Genomic DNA, 20,780 nt, shown 5'->3' with positions numbered 1-20,780 from the left:
ATTGTAAGATAAGTATGTTCGCTTCCCCATCGAGTAATACGGACAAGCCAAGGAAACGTTTCAAATTTAAATCAATTCAGGTCGGTAAACGAACAAAATTTGTATAAAGCCATGGCCAAAATTACATCCTACCGAATAATGGGCTGCGAGCGTGCAGCTTCATTGAAGTGTAAAACGAAAGGCAGGGAGGAAGGATGGCTGAAAAGAACATTTTGGCCTATTTCAAAAGCCCGGAACAGGCCGAAGGGGTTGCCCGCAAATTAAATGCGCTGCGGGTGGAAGAGATATCGATTGATCGATTCAGCCGTTATGCCGGCGAGGGCTACAATCCGATGAACCCGGTGACGGGAAGCATCTCCAGCCTGGCGGCTGTCACCCAGGATGCGTCGATGACCAACCAATCAGCGGGGATATTGGCAGCAGCGGATCCGGCAGCCAGCGGACTTAGCCATGGGGGACAAGGCGGGCCGACCGGCCATGATATTTTACTGACCGCTGTCGTTGACGAATCGATTCATCATCAGGCGCTGCGCATCATTGAAGAAGCGGGCGGCTTGATTTAATCGTTAAGAAGGATGACTCCAATCATGCCAATCGGAGAATACTCGGAGAATACATGGAAAGGAGCTGAAGCGAGAGATGAGTCAAAGCCAGGAGGATCGGCGAACCAAGCGGATCTCTGCCAAAGGAAAAAATCTGCCGATCGTACATTACACGGATGTGGAGTTTTCCGAAGAGAGGGCTGATCAAGAGGATTGGGAAGCGCTGGAGCGCAGCGAACGGGCGGACGCACGCCAGCAGGGACAATACAAGCTGTAATCGTAAGCAGCAGACGGGGGACCCGAATGGTTCCCTGTTTTGTTTTGTCACGTTCCTGAATCTATAGTACAATTAATTTTATGCATGTAAGTCAAGGAGGAAATCATACGATGATTTGGAAAGAAATAACTATACATACGACGGAAGAAGCGGTGGAGATGGTTTCCAACTTCCTGCATGAAGCAGGCGCAGGCGGGGTAACCATTGAAGAGCACGTCGATAACGATAAACCTCGGGATACTTCACTGGGACAATGGTTTGAAATTCCCCCTAATGACATTCCTGAAGGAGAAGCGAAAATCAGCGGGTATTTTCCGGAAGGACTGGATATCGACGAAGTGATTGCGGAAGTCCGCGCACGCATCGAGGAACTTAAGAGCTTTGATATCGATCCTGGGGTTGCGGAGATCTCCGTGCGGGATGTCAGTGAGGACGATTGGGCGAACAATTGGAAGCAATATTTCAAGCCGCTGCGGGTCTCTGAGAGACTGACGATCAAACCAACGTGGGAGGAATATGTACCAGTTTCGCCGAACGAGCAAATTATCGAGCTGGACCCTGGTATGGCGTTTGGTACAGGTACGCATCCAACAACATCCCTTTGCTTACGCACGCTTGAGAGCATTATCCAAGAAGGGGACGAAGTGATTGATGTCGGCACAGGTTCAGGGATTCTGGCCATCGGAGCATGTCGGCTTGGTGCCTCCAAGGTGTTGGCGCTGGATCTGGATCCGGTAGCCGTATCTAGTGCGAAGGAGAACACGCGTCTGAATGGTCTTGAGGACCGGATCCAAGTCGTGGAAAGCGACCTGTTATCCGTTCTGAAAGGAGAAGGCAGCACGGGTGTAGAGATCAAGCTGCCGGTACGGGTGGTCGTGGCTAACATTTTGGCAGAGATCATTTTGCTGTTTATCGAGGATGTCTATCAAGCATTGGCACCCGGCGGTTATTATATCGCCTCGGGGATTTATAAGAATAAAGAACAAGCCGTACAAGAAGCGCTGATTGCCGCGGGTTTCGAACTGGAACGGACGGCCCGGGAAGAAGATTGGGTCGCTTTTGTGACGAGAAAGAGGTAACTATATATGGATTTACTAGACCGAATATTGCGGGTTCCGTTGGAACAGCTCCCCTTTTATTTGATCACGCTGGTGATCGCCTTTACGCTGCATGAATTTTCTCATGCCTATTTTGCGAACAAATTTGGGGACCCGACAGCCAAGCTGCTGGGTCGCGTGACGTTGAACCCGGCAGTTCATTTTGATCTATTGGGCATTATCCTGCTCCTGCTTGCCGGGTTCGGTTGGGCTCGGCCGGTTCCGGTGAACCGGGACAATTTCAGCAAACCGCGCCTGATGGGTGTGATTGTATCCGTTGCCGGGCCGCTCAGCAACTTGCTGCTGGGCGTCCTGGGGACGCTTGTTTACGTGATGCTGGCTCGTTTTGGCGTACTGGATGCAATTACGAACGAGAAGTTGTTTCAAGCCGTTCTCATTTTCTTTAATCTATTTACGGTCATGAACTTTTTCTTATTTTTATTTAACCTGATTCCTTTACCGCCGCTGGACGGCTATCGAATTTTGGAGGATGTCGTGCCGCGCCGCATGCTGGGCAAATTGCAGCAATACGAGCAGTGGTCGGTGCTGATCTTCTTAGTGATCCTAATCGTCCCGGGGATGCAGCAGTATACGATTCTGCCGTTATATAATGCAGCGGAAACAATCTATTACCAGTTTGCCCATCTTTTCCTGACATTGTCTGGGGTTTAGGCTGGGGAGAAGGACTGGAAACGGAAGTTCAAAAGTTGTATGATGTAGTTTGGTGATTTTGACCTTGTGGAACGGTGAGGATGATGGCATGCAGCGATATTTTGTGGATCCCGCGCAATTTGGCGATCGGGAAGTGACGATTGCCGGTGAGGATGCCCGTCATATCGGCAGGGTGATGCGTTCCAAACCCGGCGATAAGCTGATCGTGAGCGACGGGATATCCCGGGAAGTCCTCGCGGAGATTACGATCATAGAGCCGCAGCAAGTGACTGCGGCTATTATAGAGGAGCTGGCGGCGTCGGGAGAACCGTGGTTTCAAGTGACTGTAGCCCAAAGCTTGCCGAAAGGCGACAAGATGGAAACCGTCATTCAGAAGTGCACGGAAATCGGCGCGGCTTCTTTCCTTCCTTTTTTATCAGAACGTACGATCGTACAGTATGACAGCAAGAAGGAGGAGAAGCGGCTCACCCGCTGGCAGAAAATCGCCAAGGAAGCCGCCGAGCAAGCGCATCGCAGCAAAATCCCGGCGGTTGAGCTTCCAGTCAAGTGGGACAAGCTGCTTGTAGAGCTTAAGAACTACGATTTGGTATGTTTATGCTATGAAAAAGAGGACGGTCGGCAGCTGCGGGACGTGCTTAAGCCTTTCGTCACCGGGCTGACGCCCGAGAGAACGGTGAAGGTCGCTGTTGTCGTTGGACCGGAAGGCGGCTTTACTGAAGCGGAAGTGGAGGAAGCCGAAGCTGCGGGAGCGGTATCCGTTGGTTTAGGCCGGCGCATTCTGCGCACCGAGACGGCTGCGATGGCCGCCCTGACCTGCATCATGTATGAATCCGGAGAAATGGGGGGGGAATGAGCGATGCCTACTGTCGCCTTTTACACCTTGGGCTGTAAAGTTAATTTCTATGATACCGAAGCCATTTGGCAACTATTTAAAAACGAAGGCTATGAACAGGTTGATTTTGAGCAATCAGCCGCCGACGTTTACTTGATTAATACTTGTACGGTTACGAATACCGGTGACAAGAAGAGCCGTCAGATCATTCGGAGGGCGGTGCGCCGCAACCCAGACGCGATCATCGCGGTAACCGGCTGCTACGCGCAGACGTCGCCTGCGGAGATTCTGGATATTCCCGGCGTGGATCTGGTCATCGGAACGCAAGACCGGGACAAAATTATCCCTTACGTCAAGCAGCTCCAAGAGCAACGTAAGCCGATTAACGCCGTGCGCAACATTATGAAGACCCGGGAGTTCGAAGAGCTGGACGTGCCAAGCTTCGCCGATCATACCCGCGCTTATCTGAAAATCCAAGAGGGCTGCAACAACTTCTGCACCTTCTGTATTATCCCTTGGTCGCGCGGACTGTCGCGCAGCCGTGACCCGCAAAGCGTGATTCAGCAAGCGCGTCAACTGGTCGCTGCGGGCTACAAGGAAATCGTCCTGACCGGCATCCATACGGGCGGCTACGGTGATGATCTGGAGAACTACCGTTTGTCCGACCTGCTGTGGGACTTGGATAAAGTAGAAGGGCTGGGACGCATCCGGATCAGTTCGATTGAAGCAAGCCAGATCGATGACCGGATGCTGGATGTGTTGAAGAACTCCTCGAAGATGTGCCGCCACTTCCATATCCCGCTGCAAGCGGGCAGCAATGAAGTGCTGAAGCGCATGAGAAGAAAGTACACGATTGAAGAGTTCGAGCATAAAATCAAAATGATCCGTGATTTCATGCCGGACGTTGCGATTACCACGGACGTTATTGTCGGCTTCCCTGGGGAAACTGACGAGCTGTTCCGCGAAGGCTTCGAAGCGATCAAACGCATCGGTTTCTCGGAAATGCACGTATTCCCGTATTCCAAGCGGAGCGGTACGCCGGCAGCGCGGATGGAGGACCAAGTGGATGAAGAAGTGAAGCATGCTCGCGTGCATGAACTGATCGACTTGTCCGAGCAAATGCAGCTTGCTTATGCGGAGAAATTCGTTGGCCAGGTGCTGGATGTCATTCCAGAGAAGGATGAGAAAGGCACAGCCGGAGACGGCTATGTGACTGGCTTCAGCGACAACTACCTGCAAATCCGCTTCCCGGGCACACCGGACTTGACCGGCAAAATCTGCCGCGTGAAGCTGACCCAAGCGGATGCGAACACCTGCGAAGGCCAGTTAGTCCGAGTCCTGGACGATGCCGCGCAAGCTTTAGCATAATACTGTCGCCCGACACCGGGCATAGGCCAAGGATTTCACCCTGTCGGGGGTGAAATCCTTGTTGTTACATACGGGCAAATTGGAAGTATGAGTGCGATGCTCCTATAATTAACAAATAACATCAGGTGTCAATAATTTCTCGCCCAGCGCCGAAGGCAGCATTTTCCCGGAGGGAACAGCGAGCAGGAGCGCCTCAGTCACTCCCGCGTTTGTCCCGTTTGCGGGATGCCTAAGGGCTGCGAACCCTTAGGGCCCTCTTTTACGGTAAGGGAGGCTTGGGTAAAATAAAGGGAGGTACAGCCAGAATGCCATTCAAAGAAATCTCTGCTGGAGGCGTCGTTTACCGCATCCAAGACGGACGGCTGCAAGTGCAACTGATTACCGATCGTTATGGCAAGATATCGTTTCCGAAAGGAAAGCGGGAACCGGGAGAAACCGTGGAACAAACGGCGCTGCGCGAAATTTTGGAAGAAACCGGCATTGTGGGCCGGATCAGTAAATTGATTGATATCATCGCGTATACTTACCATCATCCCAAGCTGGGGAACGTGGATAAAGAAGTCCATTATTACTTGGTTGAATGGCAAAGCGGAGCCCTCCGTCCTCAGCTTGAGGAGATCCGCAGCGTGTCCTGGTATGAGCCGCAGGAGGCTTGGCGTCAGCAACGCAAGGCGGGATATGACAACAACGACTTCATCTTAGAGAAGGCGTTGCAAATGCTTGGTATCGAGCCGGAGAACTAATACGGTGCAGTTATTTTCTGCGATATTTAAGAGATGGGAGAATATCGGGGGAAATAACTGCATTTTTACGGCTATTTAGACGCTTTCGTATTCGGGAGGAGGGGGCCGGCGAGATGATCCAGGTCCTCGGGCCGATCCAGTTTGGACCAGATGGGCAAATAGCAGAAAGGCAACGCCAGCAAGGAGCAGACGACGTTAAAAATCGTCTGCGTGTGTGCGATTTGCGCTGAAAGATCGCTGGTTAACCAGGCTGCCGCCGCTTGCAACAGCGGAACCAGCGGCAAGAACAACACTGCCCCCAGCACGTTGAGCGCCACGTGCGACCAAGCGACGAATCGGCCGGATCGGGTGCCGCCGATGGCGGCGATCACCGCCGTGACGCAGGTGCCAACGTTGGATCCGATAACCATGGCAATGCCGAATTCCACCGGCAAGGCACCGCTGGCGGCGAGTCCCATCGTCATGGCGACGACTGCGGCGCTGCTATGAATGATCGCCGTCAGGATGGCGCCGGCGAAGGCGCCCCACAGCAGGCTGCCGGTGGCATGCTCCAGCAGCCAGGAGATCACGCCGCGTTCTTCCAGCGCCGGACCGATCGACTGCATAAAGCGGATGGCGATCATAACCAGGCCGAAGCCGGCTAAGGCCAGTGTGGCAAACTGCAAGGGCAACAACCATGGCATGCGGCGTTTGATCTCGTCCGGCAGCATTTCGCCTCCCAGCACAGCGGCCGCCCATAACGTTAACGAAACGATCAGCATGGGGACGCCCAGCTTGGCTATATTAAGGGCAAGCAGCTCCGTGGTCAGGCAGGTTCCGATATTGCCTCCCAGAATAATGCCCAGCGTTCGCGCATAGGACAACAGGCGGGCATTAACCAGGCCAATCGTCATTACCGTCACGGCAGTGCTGCTCTGTAAGACGGCCGTGATGAAGGTGCTCGACAGCAGGCCGGTCCAAGGCGTCCGCGTCGTCCGGTGAAGGAAACCGATCAGCCGGGGACCCGCCCATGCGTGCAGGGCAGCCTCCATCACCTTCATGCCGAACAGGAACAGGGCGAAGCCAAACGTCACTGGAAACAAGATCTCATGAAACATATTGGCAGCCTCCCTTCCCGGATCATCTGTAAAATGCAGACAAGCGACAATCGTACAAGTTACATATATGACGGTCGGACAACTTCCATGCCAGTCAAGCTGACGTACCGTCCCGGCCGCAGGGGTGCTTTAGGCGCAGTGGGTCATATTTTTAATGAGGAGTGAAGGATTAAGTGGCAAGGGTCATATTGCAGCGCAGCCGCAAGAAACGGTTGGAAAAAGGGCATCCTTGGATCTTCAAAAATGAAATCGAGCGTTTGGAAGGGAACGTGGAACCGGGCGGATTGGTTGAGGTCGTTGACCACCGGAACCGTTACCTGGCCACCGGGTATTACAACCCGGCTTCGCAAATTACCGTCCGCGTTGTGTCGTATACGCCGTTGGAAGCGATGGACACGGCCTTTTTTGTCCGGCGGTTTCAGGAATGCTTGAAGCATCGGGAACGGTTCGTGAAGGAGGATGCTTACCGCTTCGTGTACGGAGAGGCCGACTTTTTGCCGGGGCTGATCGTGGACAAGTTTGGTGACGTACTGGTTGCACAGCTGCTTACACTGGGTATGGACCGCTGTCGGGAGCAGATTGTGGAGGCGTTGTCGGAAGTGCTGCATCCCGTTGGCATCTATGAACGCAGCGATGTAGCCGTCCGGGAAATGGAGGGCTTGGAGCAGGTGAAAGGGCCGATCTTTGGCCAGCCGCCGCGCCATGTCATCGTGTCGGAGAACGGGCTCAAGATCGAGGTGGATATTGAGCAGGGGCAAAAAACGGGCTATTTCTTCGACCAGCGGGAGAACCGGGCGTCCATCAAGCCGCTGATGACCGGTTGGGGCGGACGCAGCGGCATCACGCTGCAGGAACTGCCGACGGAAGACGGCGGCGTGCGGCTAGCGCCGGTCAACCGGAACGGCAAAGAAGTCACTTTCCCGTACTGGGACGGAGCCACCGTGCTGGAATGCTTCTCGCATACCGGAAGCTTCACCTTACATGCCTGCAAATACGGAGCCAAAAAGGTGACCTGCCTTGACATCTCCGAGCATGCGATCGAAAGCGCGAAGAGGAACGTGGAGCTGAACGGGTTCACCGATCGCGTCGAATTTGTCGTGGCTGATGCGTTTGATTATTTGCGCAGTCAGGTGAAAGGCTTGGAGGAACGGGCGCGCCGTGCGGCCCAAGACGCCAAGGTGGACACTTCCGTGCCGCTGACGGCCGGCGGCGGGCGGACTTGGGACGTCGTGATCCTCGATCCCCCGGCGTTTGCCAAGACGAAAGCGGCGGTTAAAGGTGCCGTTCGCGGTTATAAAGATATTAACCTGCACGGCATGAAGCTGGTGAATGAAGGCGGCTATCTGGTAACGGCCAGCTGTTCCTACCATATGCGACCGGATCTGTTCCTGGAGACGATCCTCGAGGCCGCGGAGGATGCAGGCAAAGTGCTGCGCCTTGTGGAATGGCGGGCAGCCGGCAAGGATCATCCGCAAATCCTTGGGGTGGACGAAGGACATTACCTGAAATTTGCCATTTTCGAAGTGCGCAGCAAACACGCGTTGTAAAATTGGATATAACGGATAAACAGCCTCGTTTCGCGAGCTTTCGCGGTACGGGGCTTTTTTAAGGTATCAGAAAGTATAAGCTTCGGGGGATTGACATCCTGATATCGCAAGAAAAACTTCCGCTAAACGCGGTCTGTCTACATTGAATGTACGTCGATTGACGTTTTTCTTATGCTTGAAGAAGATACGAATGTTTGATCGTATTTATGCTATACTGGAACTTAACGAATTGTCCGTCGTAGGAGGTACTTCCATGTCTTTACAGTTCATACTCGGCCGCTCCGGCAGCGGCAAAACCAGCCTCATTCTCGACCGGGTGACCGCCAAGCTGCGCGAGCAGCCGATCGGTCCGCCGCTGATTATTTTAACCCCGGAGCAAGGCACGTTTCAGATCGAGCAGCGGATCGCCACGGCCCCGGGCTTGCGCGGTACGGTACGCACCCAGGTGCTTGGCTTTCGCCGTTTGGCGCTGCGCGTCATGCAGGAAACCGGCGGTGCGGCGCTGGTGCCGATCGATGATGAAGGCAAAAAAATGCTGCTATATAAGCTCATGCGCCGCCGCAAAGGCGAGTTGAAGCTGTTTGGACACGGCGGAGACCAGCTCGGATTAATTGACCGGATAGCCGGACTATACACGGAAATGAAGAAATACAACGTGGATTTCTCAGCTCTGCGGGAGCATTATCAACTCCTGGAGCAGACCGAAGGGGAATCCCCTTTATTAAAGGATAAAATGCACGATCTTAGCCTTTTGTTTGCGGAGTATGACGAAGAGCTGTCCCGCTTGTACATCGACAACGAGGACCATGTCGTCAAGCTGGCGCAGGGGGCTAGCAAGTCGGCTTATTTGCGCGGGGCGGAAATTTGGATTGACGGGTTTCATACGTTTACGCCGCAGGAATATACAGCGATCCTCGCACTGCTGAAGACGGCGGCTTCCGTCACCGTCTCGCTGACGTTGGACCGGGTATACAGCAATGGAAATCTGCCGCATGAACTAAACCTGTTTTATACCCCTGCATCCGCCTTCGTTAAGCTGAGCCGACTGGCCGCAGAAGAGGGAATTGAAGTTCTGCCGGCAGAGCTGTTGGAGGCCCGTCCGTTTCCGCGGTTTCGGGAGAGCGAGACGCTTTCGTACCTGGAGTCTGCGTACGAGCGGCGTTCGCCGTGGCCGAAGTCCGAGCCGCCTCAAGATTTGGAACAGGCCCTATCTTTGCACCGGGCTGCCAGCCGGCGGGCTGAGGTTGAAGGCGCGGCGCGCGAGATGGTTCGCCTCGCCAGGGAAGAAGGCGTGCGTTGGCGGGACATGGCGCTGCTGGTGCGCAACTTAGGGGATTATGAAGAACTGCTTGCTCCGACGATGGAAGCATACGGGATCCCTTATTTTCTTGACCAGAAAGCAAGTATGCTGTATCACCCGATGATCGAATTTATCCGGGCCGCGTTGGACGTGGTACTCGGGTTTTGGAGATACGAAGACGTATTTCGCTGCGTGAAAAGCGAATTTCTTCTGCCGCTGGACGGCAGCCTGACGCGCGAGCATATGGATGTGCTGGAGAATTATGCTCTGGCGAGCGGGATTCAAGGTTACCGTTGGTTTGACGGCCGTCCTTGGAAGTCGGCGCCAAGCCTGTCGCTGGAGCAGGAGGATCAAACGGCGGCATCCGTTAAAGCCATGGAGCAGCTGCAGCTGCTGGAGCGGTGCCGCGCTGCGGTCGCCGGCCCTTTGTCAGCGTTTGAGAAAGAGATCCGCAAGGCGAAGAACGCGGCAGACATGTGTGCCGCAGTATTCCATCTGCTGGAGCGGGTGGAGGCCGCCCAGCGTCTGGATGTGCTGGCGCATCGGATGGTGCGCGAAGGCAAGCCGCGTCAGGCGATGGAGCATCGCCAACTATGGAGCGCGGTATTGGACGTGCTCGACCAGATCGTGGAAATGATGGGGGACGAGCCTTTGGAGCTGGAGCTGTTTGCCGGCGTGCTGGAGACCGGGCTCAAGGAGCTGAAGGTGTCGCTTGTGCCGCCTTCGCTCGACCAGGTGCTGATCGGGAGTACGGAGCGGACGCGTTCGGGGCAAGTCAAGCATCTGTTCCTGCTTGGCATCAACGAAGGGATCATGCCGGCCAATCTGCAGGAGGAGGGTGTGCTCAGCGAGCAGGAGCGGGAGCGACTGGCGGAGCTTGGCTTGGAGCTGGCTCCGGGGCTGGCCCGCAAGCTGCTGGATGAGCGCTTCCTCATTTACGAAGCGTTGTCTGGGGCAAGCCGTTCTCTGTGGTTGAGCTACCCTGCTGCCGACGGAGAGGGCGGTGCGCTTTTGCCGTCGGAGGTGATCCGGCATGTGAAGCGGATTTTCCCGGGACTAACGGAGCGGCCGCTGCTGTTAACACCAGGACCTGCAAGCAGTTCTGCCGATCCGATGGCGTCGCAGCTTGAATTCGTCTCCCGTCCGGGCCCGGCGCTGAACGCCTTAATCGGCCAGCTGCGGCTGTGGAAGGCGGGAGAGTCCATTTCACCGCTATGGTGGCGTGTGCTGGAATGGTACAAGACCCGGCCGGAATGGGAGAGCAAAGCGGCGCGCCTGCTGACCTCACTGGATTATCGTAACCGGGTGCGCGGTTTGACGCCGGCAACGAGCCGACGGCTTTACGGCAAGCGGCTGCGGACAAGCGTGTCGCGAATGGAGCAGTTCTCGGCTTGTCCGTTTGCGCACTTCGCTTCGCATGGGCTGAAGCTGAAGGAACGCCAGCTTTACCGGCTGCAAGCGCCGGACATCGGACAGTTGTTTCACGCTGCGCTCAGTCAGATGGCGATCACTTTTAAGGCGCAAAACCGCAGCTGGGGGAGCCTCACGCCGGAGGAGGCGATTCAGGCGGCCAATTCGGCCGTTGATGAACTGGCGCCCAAGCTGCAGGGAGAAATCCTGTTAAGCTCCAAGCGCTACGGTTATATTTCCCGCAAGCTGAAAGCTATCGTCGGCCGTGCTTCGTTGATCCTTGGCGAGCAAGCGCGCCGGGGCAGCTTTGAACCGGTTGGACTGGAGTTGGATTTTGGACCAGGGCGGCCCTTGCCTCCGCTGACGTTTGAGTTACCGAACGGCTGCGTTATGGAAATTGTCGGCCGGATTGATCGTGTGGACATGGCGGAAGGGGAGCAAGGCCTGCTCTTGCGGGTCATCGACTACAAGTCAAGCCAGACCGACCTGAAGCTGCATGAGGTGTATTACGGCTTATCGCTGCAAATGCTCACGTATCTGGACGTCTTGTTGTCCTCGGCGGAAGCCTGGCTTGGCCAGCCTGCGCTCCCTGCGGGCACGCTGTATTTCCACGTGCATAACCCGCTGCTGCAGAGCAGCAACGGCATGAGCGCGGAGCAGGCGCAGCAGGAGCTGTTAAAGCGATTCAAGATGAAGGGCCTGCTGCTGGCAGACCGGGATGTGATCGCGAAGATGGACGCTCAGCTGGAAAAAGGCTATTCCGATATCATCCCGGTGGCGATCAAGGCGGACGGCGGCTTTTATAGCAGCGCCTCGGTTGCGACGCCGGAGCAGTGGGATACGCTGCTGGGTTCTGTGCGGCGGACGATTACGGAGATCGGCACGCGCATCACCGACGGTGACGTGCAGATTGCCCCATATCGGCTTGGGCTGGAAACGGCTTGTACGTTTTGTCCCTACAAACCGGTGTGCCGCTTTGAGGAAGCGCTGGACGGCAATGCATACCACGTCCTCGGCAAACCGGGCAAAAACGAAATTTGGCAGCTCCTTGGACAGGAGCGCGGAAAGGAGGCGAATCCTTCATGACCATCCCGATGAAACCCAAACCGGCCGGCAGTTATTGGAGCGACGACCAATGGCGGGCGATCGCTCTGTCCGGCGGCGACATGCTGGTGGCGGCGGCCGCCGGGTCCGGCAAGACGGCGGTGCTCGTCGAGCGGATTATCCGCAAGCTGACGGACCGCGAACAACCGCTGAGCGTGGACCGGCTGCTGGTGGCCACGTTCACCAAAGCCGCCGCCGCGGAGATGCGGGGGCGGATCACGGAAGCGCTGGAGAAGGAACTGGCCAAGGACCCGGGCAACGAGTACCTAAACCATCAGTTGGCCATGTTGGGGCGTGCTTCGATCACGACGCTCCACTCGTTTTGTATGGAAGTGATCCAACGCTATTACACGCTGATCCCGTTAGATCCGGGCTTTCGGATCGCCTCGGAAAGCGAGACGGCGCTGCTGCGTCAAGAGGTGCTGGAGGAGCTGCTTGAGGACAAATACGGCAGCGAACCGGAGGACAGCCCGTTTTTGAAGCTGGTAGATCTGTTTGGCGGAGAGCGCAGCGATACGGCGGTCTTTACGCTGGTGCAGCGGCTTTACGACTTCTCGCGCAGCCATCCTTGGCCGGATCATTGGCTTCAGGAAGCATCCTCAGCTTTTATGGCTCCGGATCTCGATGCCTTAGAGAAGAGCGCATGGGTCCAAAGCCTATTGGCCGATACGAAGTTGGCGCTGGGAGGCGCGATCAGCTTGCTGACTCAAGCGAAGGCGCTGGCGTTGTCTCCAGGAGGGCCGGAGCCGTACGCCGTCACGCTGGAGGACGATCTGAACGTGGTCCGCTCGCTGCAGGAAGCGGTGGCAGGCGGAGCTTGGGCTTCGTTGTATGACGCCTTTCAGGCTGTGAACTTCGGCAAGCTGAAGCCGGTCAAGAAAGACCAGACCGATCCGGAGGTGCAGGAGCGGGTTAAGGCGCTGCGGGAGGAAGCGAAGAAGACGGTGACCGATTTGCGCACGCAACTCTATGGCCGGCCGCCGGAGGCGTTTTTGCGGGAGATGCATGACATGGCTCCGCTGCTTGGCGCGTTGTCCGAGCTCGTAAGCGAATTTGGGGAACGTTACCGGCTGCAAAAAGTGTCCAAGGGCTGGCTCGATTTCTCCGACCTGGAGCATTATTGCTTGCAGATCCTGCGGCATCCGGATTCGGAGCCGGGCGAGCTTCGGCCGTCCGATGCTGCCTTGGAATACCGCCGGCAATTCGATGAGGTGCTGCTGGACGAATATCAGGACACCAATACGGTGCAGGAAACGATCGTACGGTTGATCTCCCGGGAGAACCCGGGCAACCGGTTTATGGTCGGCGACGTGAAGCAGAGCATCTATCGTTTCCGCTTGGCTGAACCGGGGCTGTTCCTGGAGAAATATCGGACCTATGGCGACGATTTTGACGGAGCCGGGCTGCGCATCGATTTAGCGCGGAACTTCCGCAGCCGGCGTGAGGTCGTTGATGCGGTGAATTTGCTGTTCCGGCAAATCATGAACGAAAGCGTGGCGGAAATTTCGTACGATACACGAGCGGAACTGGTGTATGGAGAAGGTTTTCCGCCGGAGGGGGCGGAGGATTATCGGCCCGAGCTCTTGCTGATCGATCGCGACAACGGCTCAAGCGGCGGTTCAGATTCGTCCGAACGCGGGGACAACGAATGGACGGACGGCGACGGCGGGGATGAGGAAGATGAGGCGGCGCTGATTGAAGCGGTGCGGCTGGAAGCCCGTGCGATCGCGGCCCGCATTCGCGGCATGCTGGGCGAAGGCGGCGAACCGCTGCGCATCTACGACAAACAGCTGCAGGCGATGCGCCCGGTCGCTTTCCGGGACATGGTGATTTTGCTGCGCTCAACGCTGACCTGGGCGCCGGCGATGATCGAGGAGCTTCGGATGGAAGGAATCCCGGCGTACGGGGAACTGAGCCAGGGGTATTTTCAGGCGTCCGAGGTCGAGACGATGCTGTCGCTCCTGCAGGTGATCGATAATCCGCTGCAGGATATTCCGCTGGCGGCGGTGCTGCGTTCTCCGCTGTACGATTTCTCCGAGGAGGAGCTGGCGGACATTCGCCTTGCTTCTCCAAGCGGCCGTTACTATGAGGCGGTGCTCGCACGGGCAGCCGCAGGGAATGCGGAGTCGGCTTTGAGCGACAGCAGGGGAGGCGACGCCGGGGAAGCCTCGGTGTATCACCCGGAGACGGGGCAAATTGAACCTTCGGCCAATGATGCTTTGGCGCTGAAGCTGCAGGCTTTCTTACGGCAGCTGGAAGCTTGGCGGAGCATGGCGCGGGTTGGACAGCTGGGCGACCTGATCCGAGAGATTTACCGGGAAACCGGTTATCTGGAATGGGTTGGCGGCTTGCCGGGCGGAACCCAGCGTCAGAGCAACCTGCAGGCGCTGCTGGATCGGGCGAGACAATACGAGGTATCGTCTTCTGCGCCCGGGTTGTTCCGCTTCTTGCGTTACGTCACACGGTTGCGCGAGAACGGCGGAGACCTTGGAGCTCCGGGGGATGCCGGGGAACAGGGCGACGGCGTTCGGATCATGACGATCCACAAGAGTAAAGGCTTGGAGTTTCCAGTTGTGTTCGTCGCCGGACTGTCCAAGCAATTTAACCGGCAGGATCTGAACGCGCCGTTTCTGATGCATAAGGAGCTGGGTTTTGGTCCGAAGTACGTCGACGCGAACACGCGCGTCAGCTACCCGACGCTGCCGAACCTGGCGATCCGGCGGCGGGCGCAAATGGAGCTGCTGGCGGAGGAGATGCGCGTCTTGTACGTGGCGCTCACCCGCCCGAAGGACAAGCTCGTGCTCGTCTCCTCGGTCAAAAATCTCACCAAGTCCGTCGAAGCTTGGGGCGGTGCACTTGAGGCAAGTGAACAGCAGCTGCCAGATTACTTGCTGGCGCGCGGCCGCTGCTATCTCGACTGGATCGGCCCGGCGTTGATTCGCCATCCAAGCGCGCGCGAGCTGCGACAGTTTGCCGGGCTGCCGGAGGTTGGCCCTGCCGTGTTAGCGGACAGCCCTTCTGACTGGCACATCGCGTTTCTTTCCGCCCGCTCGGCGGGACAGAACGGAGGAGCGGAAACAGAAGCGGCAGCAACTGCAGAGGCTGCGGCGGTGGACACGGCGCAAATCAAGGCGCTGCTGTCCGGGCAGCCGACAGCGGTCCTTGCAGAGGATGCGGACGGTACCGAGGCCGCTGAGATGAGAGCTATGGTGGAGTCCCGGCTCAGCTGGACGTATCCTTATGCGGCAGCAAGCCGAATCGCGGCCAAAACCTCGGTGACGGAGATGAAGGCGCTGCTGATGCTGCAGGAGGAGCCGGTGCGCGACGTCTTCGCCGAAGCGGAGCTATTGCGCGAGCGGGAGCAGGCGGAGGCGGAAGAGCAGCCGGATTTCAAGCTGCATCTGCGGCGGCCACGGTTCATGGAGCAGCGCAAGCTGACCCCAACCGAACGCGGGGTGGCCTACCATACGCTGATGCAGCATCTGCCGTTTGACGCAGAGCCGGGAATCGCGGTCGTCCAAGCGACGCTCGCCCGGTTGATCGAGCGGAAGATTATGACCGCTGAGCAGGCTGCGGCCATCGAGGTGGATAGCATCGCCAGATTGCTGCAGAGCCCGCTTGGCGAACTGCTGCGGCAGGCGGACTGGTTGAAACGTGAGATGCCGTTCAGCTACGGGCTGCCTGCAGCGGAAGCCTCGCCGCAGCTGGGGGGCTTGGAAGCCATGCAAGACGGCACAGCAGGCGACGCAATCCGGGAGCTGGATGGGGAAACGGTGCTGATCCAGGGGATCGTGGACTGCCTGTTCGCTGCAGGCGGCAAAGTGTACCTGCTCGATTACAAAAGCGACCGGGTGCTGGAGCATCGCGGCGGCGCTGCGGCCCTGGCGGAATCGTACCGGTTCCAGCTGGAGCTGTACGCCAAGGCGGTTGAGGAGATCACCGGTTCGACCGTGGATGAGAAGTGGTTGTATTTCTTCGACGGCGGCCAAGCGGTGAGACTGTAATCTAAAATGAGTATGGATAGAATTGCAGGTTTTACGGCTTTATGAAAAAAGGGATGTTTTGAACGCCGGCGTACTTGGCCGGAATCAAGGGGGAGAAACGGATGCGCATTTTACATACGGGCGATTGGCATTTGGGGCGCACGCTGGAGGGACGCAGCCGGCTCGCAGAGCAGGAGGCGTTTCTGGACGAGCTGGTGCAGATGGTTAAGGAGCAGCAGGTTGATCTCGTCCTGATGGCGGGCGACGTCTATGACAGTGTGAACCCGCCGGCTGCGGCGGAAGCGATGTTCTATGAGGCGGCGGCGCGGCTGACGGAGACCGGCTGTCATCTGGCGGTGATCGCCGGGAACCATGACCAGCCGGAGCGGGTGGCCGCGGTATCGCCGCTGGTTGCGCGCCGGGGCATTTCGCTGGTGGGGCTGCCGGTGCCGGAGGCGATCACCGTTCCCGTGCCGCGCACCGGGGAGACGGCGGTCATCGCCGCGCTGCCCTATCCTTCCGAAGCCCGGCTGTCCGAGCTGCTGGCCGGCGACGCGGATGAATCCGAGCTGCGGCTTGCCTACAGCGCCAAGGTAGGGCTGCTGATGCGCCAGCTGGCCGGTGCGTTTCGCCCGGACACGGTGAACCTCGCGATGAGCCATATCTATGTGCTTGGCGGCGTGGAGTCTGACTCTGAACGGCCGATTCAGGTTGGCGGCGCATATACCGTGGACCCGTCGGCGCTGGACATCGGCGCGCAATATACGGCGCTGGGCCACCTGCATCGGCCGCAGGCGGTGAAGGGAGGCGGATTGACCCGGTATAGCGGGTCGCCGCTGGCGTATTCTTTTTCTGAGGCAGGACAAGCCAAATCGGTGATGCTCCTGGACGTGGCGCCCGGGAAGGAGCCGATCTTGGAGGAGCTGTACCTGAGCAGCGGGCGGCCGCTGGTGCGCTGGAGCTGCCGGGGCGGACTGGCAGAAGCGTACCGCTGGCTGGAGGAGGGGAGGGACGCGAATGCGTTTATCGACCTCGAAATCAGTCTGAGCGAAGCGATGTCGCTGGGCGACATCCAGGCGCTGCGCAAAGCCCATGACGGGATCGTCCATATCCGGCCGGTATATCCGGGACGGGAGCTGCAGGAGGAGCTGGCCTCCCGGGAGAGTGTGCCGGTGCATGAGCTGTTCCGCAAGTTTTATCAGCGGCAAACCGGCGGAGCCGAGCCGGAGGCCGAGTTGGTCGAGCTGTTTATGTCGCTCGTCTCCGAAGAAGAGGACGAAGGTGCGGATGCGGATGGAGCGATGGAGGGAGTAAGCCGATGAAGCCGATTACGCTGAAATTAGCCGGGCTGCAAAGCTACCGTGAGATGCAGACGATCGATTTTACCGAGCTGTGCGAGACAGGGTTGTTTGGCATTTTTGGGCCGACAGGCAGCGGGAAGTCGACGATTCTGGATGCGATCACGCTGGCCCTTTATGGCAAGGTCGGCCGTGCATCCGGCGGAACCCAAGGGATTATGAACCATTTGGAAGACGCGCTGTTCGTCGCGTTTACGTTCGAGTTGACCTCTGCTGCCGGGACGGAGCGTTACCGGGTGGAGCGGCGGTTTAAGCGCCAGGGCGAGCTGTCGGTCAGCAATACGATCAGCCGGTTTATCGAAATTCTGCCGGATGATGAGGAAAAAGTGATCGCCGATAAGCTCGCTGACGTGACGCGCTGCGTGGAACAGAAGCTGGGCCTTAAGATGGACGATTTCACCCGCGCGGTCGTATTGCCGCAGGGGAAATTCGCCGAGTTTTTGTCCCTGAAGGGGGCGGACCGACGGGCGATGCTGCAGCGCCTGTTCCACTTGGAGAAATACGGCGACCTGCTCGGGCAGAAGCTGACCCGCAAGGTCAGAGCGAACGAGCAGCGCCGCGCTGAGGTCGCTGCCGAGCAGCAAGGGCTCGGCAATGCCTCCGCCGAGGCGCTGGAGCAAGCGGCGGCAGCGGTGCGCGAAGCCGCAGCGCTCGCCGCCCAGCGGCGCCGCGAGCTGCTGCGCGAGCAGCAGCGCTACGACCAGCTCGCCAAAGTGCGCGAGCTGGCGGTGGAGCGCGCCGAGCGTGCGGCGCAGCTGGAGGCGCTGCGCGCGCAAGGCGGCGAGATCGCCGCGCTGGAGGCGAAGCTGGCGCGCGGGAGCGCCGCCGAGGCGCTCAGGCCGGTGCTGACGGCCTGGCAAGAGGCGCAGCGCGCCGCCGCCGCTCGCGCGCTAGCCGCGGCCGAGGCCGAGCAGGCCGCCCGGGCCGCGGCTGCGGCGGCCGCCGAGGCCGGCGCGGCTGCCGAAGCCGCAGCGGCGGCGCTCGGCCGCGAGGAGCCGGCGCTGCTCGTGCGGCTCGAGCAGCTGGAGCAGGCGCGCAGCCTGCAGGATGAGGCCGCGCGCCTTAGCGCCGAGCTGCAGCGGCTCGCGGCGCAGCGCGCGGAGGGCGCGCAGCGTAAGCAGCACCTCGCCGAGCAGACGGCGAAGGAGGAGCAGCTGCTGGCCAAGGCGCAGACGCGCCAGCGCGAGCTGGAGCAGCAGCTGAAGGACACGGAAGTTAAGGCCGAGGAGCGTCATCAAGCGCAAGCTGCCGTACGGCTGGCCCAGCAGCTGGCCGCGTTGCAGGAGCAGCTTGCGCAAGCGGAGACCGAGGAAGCGGCTGCGCGTACGAGCTTGCAGCAGGCTGCAGGCAAGCTGGAGCAAATCGCGAGGGAGATTGCCGAGGTACAGCAATCCGGCCAAGCGCTTGCCGGACAGCTCGCGGAAACCGCTTTGGAGCTGACGGCAGTGGAGAAGGAGCTGCAGCAACATGCTGCTGAGCTCACCGGATACGAACACTCGCTGCGTCAGGCGCTGAAAGCCCGTGAACGTCATCTGTGGGCGGCACGGTTAGCCGAGCAGCTACACAGCGGCGAACCGTGCCCGGTGTGCGGCTCCGCGCATCATCCGGCTCCGGCCGAGGGCGATGACGACGGGGGCGCCGGCGGGGAGGCGGAGCTTGAGACGCTCGCCGCCCTGATCGCGGAGGCCCGCGAGCTGCAGTTCGCCGTCGCCCGCGACCGCGACGTGTGCAGCGCGCTGCTGCAGGCGCTGGCCCAGGACGGCGCCTTCGGCTACAGCGGCGAGCCTGCTTCTGCGCCAGGCGCGCTTGCTGCGGGCGAAGCCGCCGCCAGCGCCGAAGCCGCCGCCACAGCGGCTGCGCTCGCCGCGCCGCACGCAGCCGCGCCCGCCGGCCTCGCGGCCCTGCAGCGCCAGGCCGCGGCGCTGGCCGAGCGGCACGCCGCTTGCCGCCGCCGGCTGGAGGCGCTGCAGCGGGACGGCCGCGCAGCGCAAAGCGCGCTGGCGGCCTTGCAGCCGCAGCGTGCCGCCGCCGAAGCGGCGGAAGCCGCGGCCTCCGGCCAGCTGAAGCAGGCGGCCGCCCGCAGCGCGCAGCACCGCGAGGCCCTCGCGGCCAAGCAGCGCGAGTGGGCCGAGCTTTACCCGGACCTCTCGCCAGAGGAAGCCGCCCGGCAAATGGAGACGTATGCCGCCAAGGATCGGCTGGCCGAAGATTTGCGGGGCCGGCTGGCCGTCAGCGTGCCGTTTATCGAGGAGAAAATGGCCAAGCTGCAGGCATTGACCGGCGAAATGATCGAGCTGGACAAAACGCTGGTCCAATGGGAAGTACAGGAGCAGGGGAAACAGGATCTCCTGCGGGAGAAACAGGAGAGATTGCACGCCGTGGCCGGGGAACGTCCGGTTGATGAGCTGCTAACCGAAGCACGGGAGAAGCTGGCGGCCCTTCGTGAGCAGGCGGAGCGCAGCCGAGCGATGCAGACGGAAACAGCGGCCCGAAGCCATGAGCTCGCCAAAGCGGAAGCGCTGGCTGCTCAAGCGGCCGCATCGGCCCGGGAGCAGGAGGCGGAGCTTGCGGCCCGCTGGCTTCAAGCGCTGGAGGCGTCGCCTTTTGAGGAGGAAGCTTCCGTATTGAATAACCTGCTTGCCCCGGGAGAAGCGGAATCGATCGCGGAGACGGTGCAGCAACACCGCAGCCGGGAGCAGGAGCTCGTGATTAGCCTAAGTGAGCTGGACGCCAAGCTGTCGGGACAAACGGTCAGCGACGAGGAATGGCAGCAAAGTAGAGCGGCATTCGCCGCGGCGAAAGAGCAAGATGAAGCGGCCTTGCAGCAAAAAGCCCGGGCCGAGCGGGACTGGGAGGACCTGCAGGTTCGCCATGTCCGCTGGCAGGAGCTGGAGCAGGTCCGCAGCCAGCTGGAGCATGAAGCCGGCTTGCTCGCCAAGCTGCAATCAGCGCTGCGCGGGAACGCGTTCGTTGAGTATGTCGCGGAGGAGCAGCTGATGAATGTCAGCCATGCGGCTTCCCAACGTCTGCGGTTCCTGACGAAGCAGCGGTATGCGCTGGAGACCGACTCCGGCGGCGGCTTTGTCATCCGCGACGATGCGAGCGGCGGCGTGAAGCGCCCGGTGGCGACGTTGTCCGGCGGGGAGACCTTCCTGGCTTCCCTGGCGCTGGCGCTGGCCTTGTCAGCGCAGATTCAGCTTCGCGGCCAATATCCGCTGCAATTCTTTTTCCTGGACGAAGGCTTTGGGACGCTGGATCCCGAGCTGTTGGATACGGTCATCACCTCACTGGAGCACCTGCATCACGACCATCTCTCGGTGGGGATTATCAGCCACGTTGCCGAGTTGCAGACCCGGTTGGCCCGCAAGCTGGTGGTGATTCCGTCGGAAAGCGGCGGGGCCGGTTCCCGGATTAAGCTGGAACGGCTGTAGCCTTCACAAATTTAGAAAG

General features: G+C 59.2%; 13 protein-coding genes. 12 read left to right on the top strand and 1 reads right to left on the bottom strand.

The features are described 5' to 3' along the window. Positions 1-194 precede the first annotated feature (194 nt). From M3G15_RS07000 to M3G15_RS06970, 7 genes are all read left to right on the top strand, one after another. On the top strand, positions 195-563 hold the full coding sequence (locus M3G15_RS07000; RefSeq protein WP_009224116.1) for a hypothetical protein: 369 nt from the start codon (positions 195-197) through the stop codon (positions 561-563). Positions 564-639: 76 nt separating this feature from the next. Next, positions 640-819: a YfhD family protein gene (locus M3G15_RS06995; RefSeq protein WP_009224115.1), complete on the top strand. Its 180-nt coding sequence runs from the start codon at positions 640-642 to the stop codon at positions 817-819. 110 nt (positions 820-929) lie between these two features. After that, on the top strand, positions 930-1,898 hold the full coding sequence (gene prmA / locus M3G15_RS06990) for a 50S ribosomal protein L11 methyltransferase (RefSeq protein ID WP_009224114.1): 969 nt from the start codon (positions 930-932) through the stop codon (positions 1,896-1,898). Between the two features lie 6 nt (positions 1,899-1,904). Continuing rightward, positions 1,905-2,588, top strand: coding sequence for a site-2 protease family protein (locus M3G15_RS06985; protein ID WP_009224113.1), 684 nt, complete (start codon positions 1,905-1,907; stop codon positions 2,586-2,588). Positions 2,589-2,676: 88 nt separating this feature from the next. Beyond that, complete coding sequence (locus M3G15_RS06980) at positions 2,677-3,441, top strand: 16S rRNA (uracil(1498)-N(3))-methyltransferase (protein WP_036644744.1); 765 nt, start codon at positions 2,677-2,679, stop codon at positions 3,439-3,441. A 3-nt stretch (positions 3,442-3,444) separates the two neighbouring features. After that, a complete protein-coding gene (gene mtaB / locus M3G15_RS06975; protein WP_009224111.1) occupies positions 3,445-4,788 on the top strand; it encodes a tRNA (N(6)-L-threonylcarbamoyladenosine(37)-C(2))-methylthiotransferase MtaB in 1,344 nt (447 codons plus the stop codon). Positions 4,789-5,093: 305 nt separating this feature from the next. Continuing rightward, positions 5,094-5,531 carry an NUDIX hydrolase gene (locus M3G15_RS06970; protein WP_009224110.1) on the top strand — a complete coding sequence of 146 codons (438 nt, stop codon included), beginning with the start codon at positions 5,094-5,096 and terminating at the stop codon, positions 5,529-5,531. A gap of 71 nt (positions 5,532-5,602) precedes the next feature. Here the strand turns inward: M3G15_RS06970 and M3G15_RS06965 are convergent, their stop codons facing one another. Continuing rightward, positions 5,603-6,628: a Na/Pi cotransporter family protein gene (locus M3G15_RS06965; RefSeq protein ID WP_260070472.1), complete on the bottom strand. Its 1,026-nt coding sequence runs from the start codon at positions 6,626-6,628 to the stop codon at positions 5,603-5,605. Between the two features lie 173 nt (positions 6,629-6,801). On the opposite strand from M3G15_RS06965, the gene M3G15_RS06960 reads away from it, so the two are divergent. From M3G15_RS06960 to M3G15_RS06940, 5 genes are all read left to right on the top strand, one after another. Continuing rightward, positions 6,802-8,175 (top strand): class I SAM-dependent rRNA methyltransferase, encoded by a 1,374-nt coding sequence (locus M3G15_RS06960; RefSeq protein WP_260070471.1) that lies wholly within the window; start codon positions 6,802-6,804, stop codon positions 8,173-8,175. A gap of 253 nt (positions 8,176-8,428) precedes the next feature. Beyond that, positions 8,429-11,971: a helicase-exonuclease AddAB subunit AddB gene (gene addB, locus M3G15_RS06955; protein WP_260070470.1), complete on the top strand. Its 3,543-nt coding sequence runs from the start codon at positions 8,429-8,431 to the stop codon at positions 11,969-11,971. After that, complete coding sequence (gene addA, locus M3G15_RS06950) at positions 11,968-15,993, top strand: helicase-exonuclease AddAB subunit AddA (protein WP_260070469.1); 4,026 nt, start codon at positions 11,968-11,970, stop codon at positions 15,991-15,993. The genes addB and addA overlap by 4 nt, the downstream gene beginning before the upstream one ends. Before the next feature lie 101 nt (positions 15,994-16,094). After that, positions 16,095-17,294: an exonuclease SbcCD subunit D gene (locus M3G15_RS06945; protein WP_009224105.1), complete on the top strand. Its 1,200-nt coding sequence runs from the start codon at positions 16,095-16,097 to the stop codon at positions 17,292-17,294. Next, entirely contained in the window at positions 17,291-20,761 is a 3,471-nt protein-coding gene (locus M3G15_RS06940; RefSeq protein WP_260070468.1) for an AAA family ATPase, read from the top strand. The genes M3G15_RS06945 and M3G15_RS06940 overlap by 4 nt, the downstream gene beginning before the upstream one ends. The last annotated feature ends 19 nt before the right edge of the window (positions 20,762-20,780 follow it).

It is taken from the genome of Paenibacillus sp. p3-SID1389, assembly GCF_025151705.1.
GTDB lineage: Bacteria > Bacillota > Bacilli > Paenibacillales > Paenibacillaceae > Fontibacillus > Fontibacillus phoenicis.
Note: the sequence above shows the minus strand (reverse complement) of the source record. Positions and strands in the feature narration are given on the sequence as shown.

Coding starts and splice junctions, on each gene's coding strand:
- M3G15_RS07000 (WP_009224116.1), top strand. CDS start 195: ATGGCTGAAAAGAACATTTTGGCCTATTTCAAAAGCCCGGAACAGGCC.
- M3G15_RS06995 (WP_009224115.1), top strand. CDS start 640: ATGAGTCAAAGCCAGGAGGATCGGCGAACCAAGCGGATCTCTGCCAAA.
- prmA (WP_009224114.1), top strand. CDS start 930: ATGATTTGGAAAGAAATAACTATACATACGACGGAAGAAGCGGTGGAG.
- M3G15_RS06985 (WP_009224113.1), top strand. CDS start 1,905: ATGGATTTACTAGACCGAATATTGCGGGTTCCGTTGGAACAGCTCCCC.
- M3G15_RS06980 (WP_036644744.1), top strand. CDS start 2,677: ATGCAGCGATATTTTGTGGATCCCGCGCAATTTGGCGATCGGGAAGTG.
- mtaB (WP_009224111.1), top strand. CDS start 3,445: ATGCCTACTGTCGCCTTTTACACCTTGGGCTGTAAAGTTAATTTCTAT.
- M3G15_RS06970 (WP_009224110.1), top strand. CDS start 5,094: ATGCCATTCAAAGAAATCTCTGCTGGAGGCGTCGTTTACCGCATCCAA.
- M3G15_RS06965 (WP_260070472.1), bottom strand. CDS start 6,628: ATGTTTCATGAGATCTTGTTTCCAGTGACGTTTGGCTTCGCCCTGTTC.
- addB (WP_260070470.1), top strand. CDS start 8,429: ATGTCTTTACAGTTCATACTCGGCCGCTCCGGCAGCGGCAAAACCAGC.
- addA (WP_260070469.1), top strand. CDS start 11,968: ATGACCATCCCGATGAAACCCAAACCGGCCGGCAGTTATTGGAGCGAC.
- M3G15_RS06945 (WP_009224105.1), top strand. CDS start 16,095: ATGCGCATTTTACATACGGGCGATTGGCATTTGGGGCGCACGCTGGAG.
- M3G15_RS06940 (WP_260070468.1), top strand. CDS start 17,291: ATGAAGCCGATTACGCTGAAATTAGCCGGGCTGCAAAGCTACCGTGAG.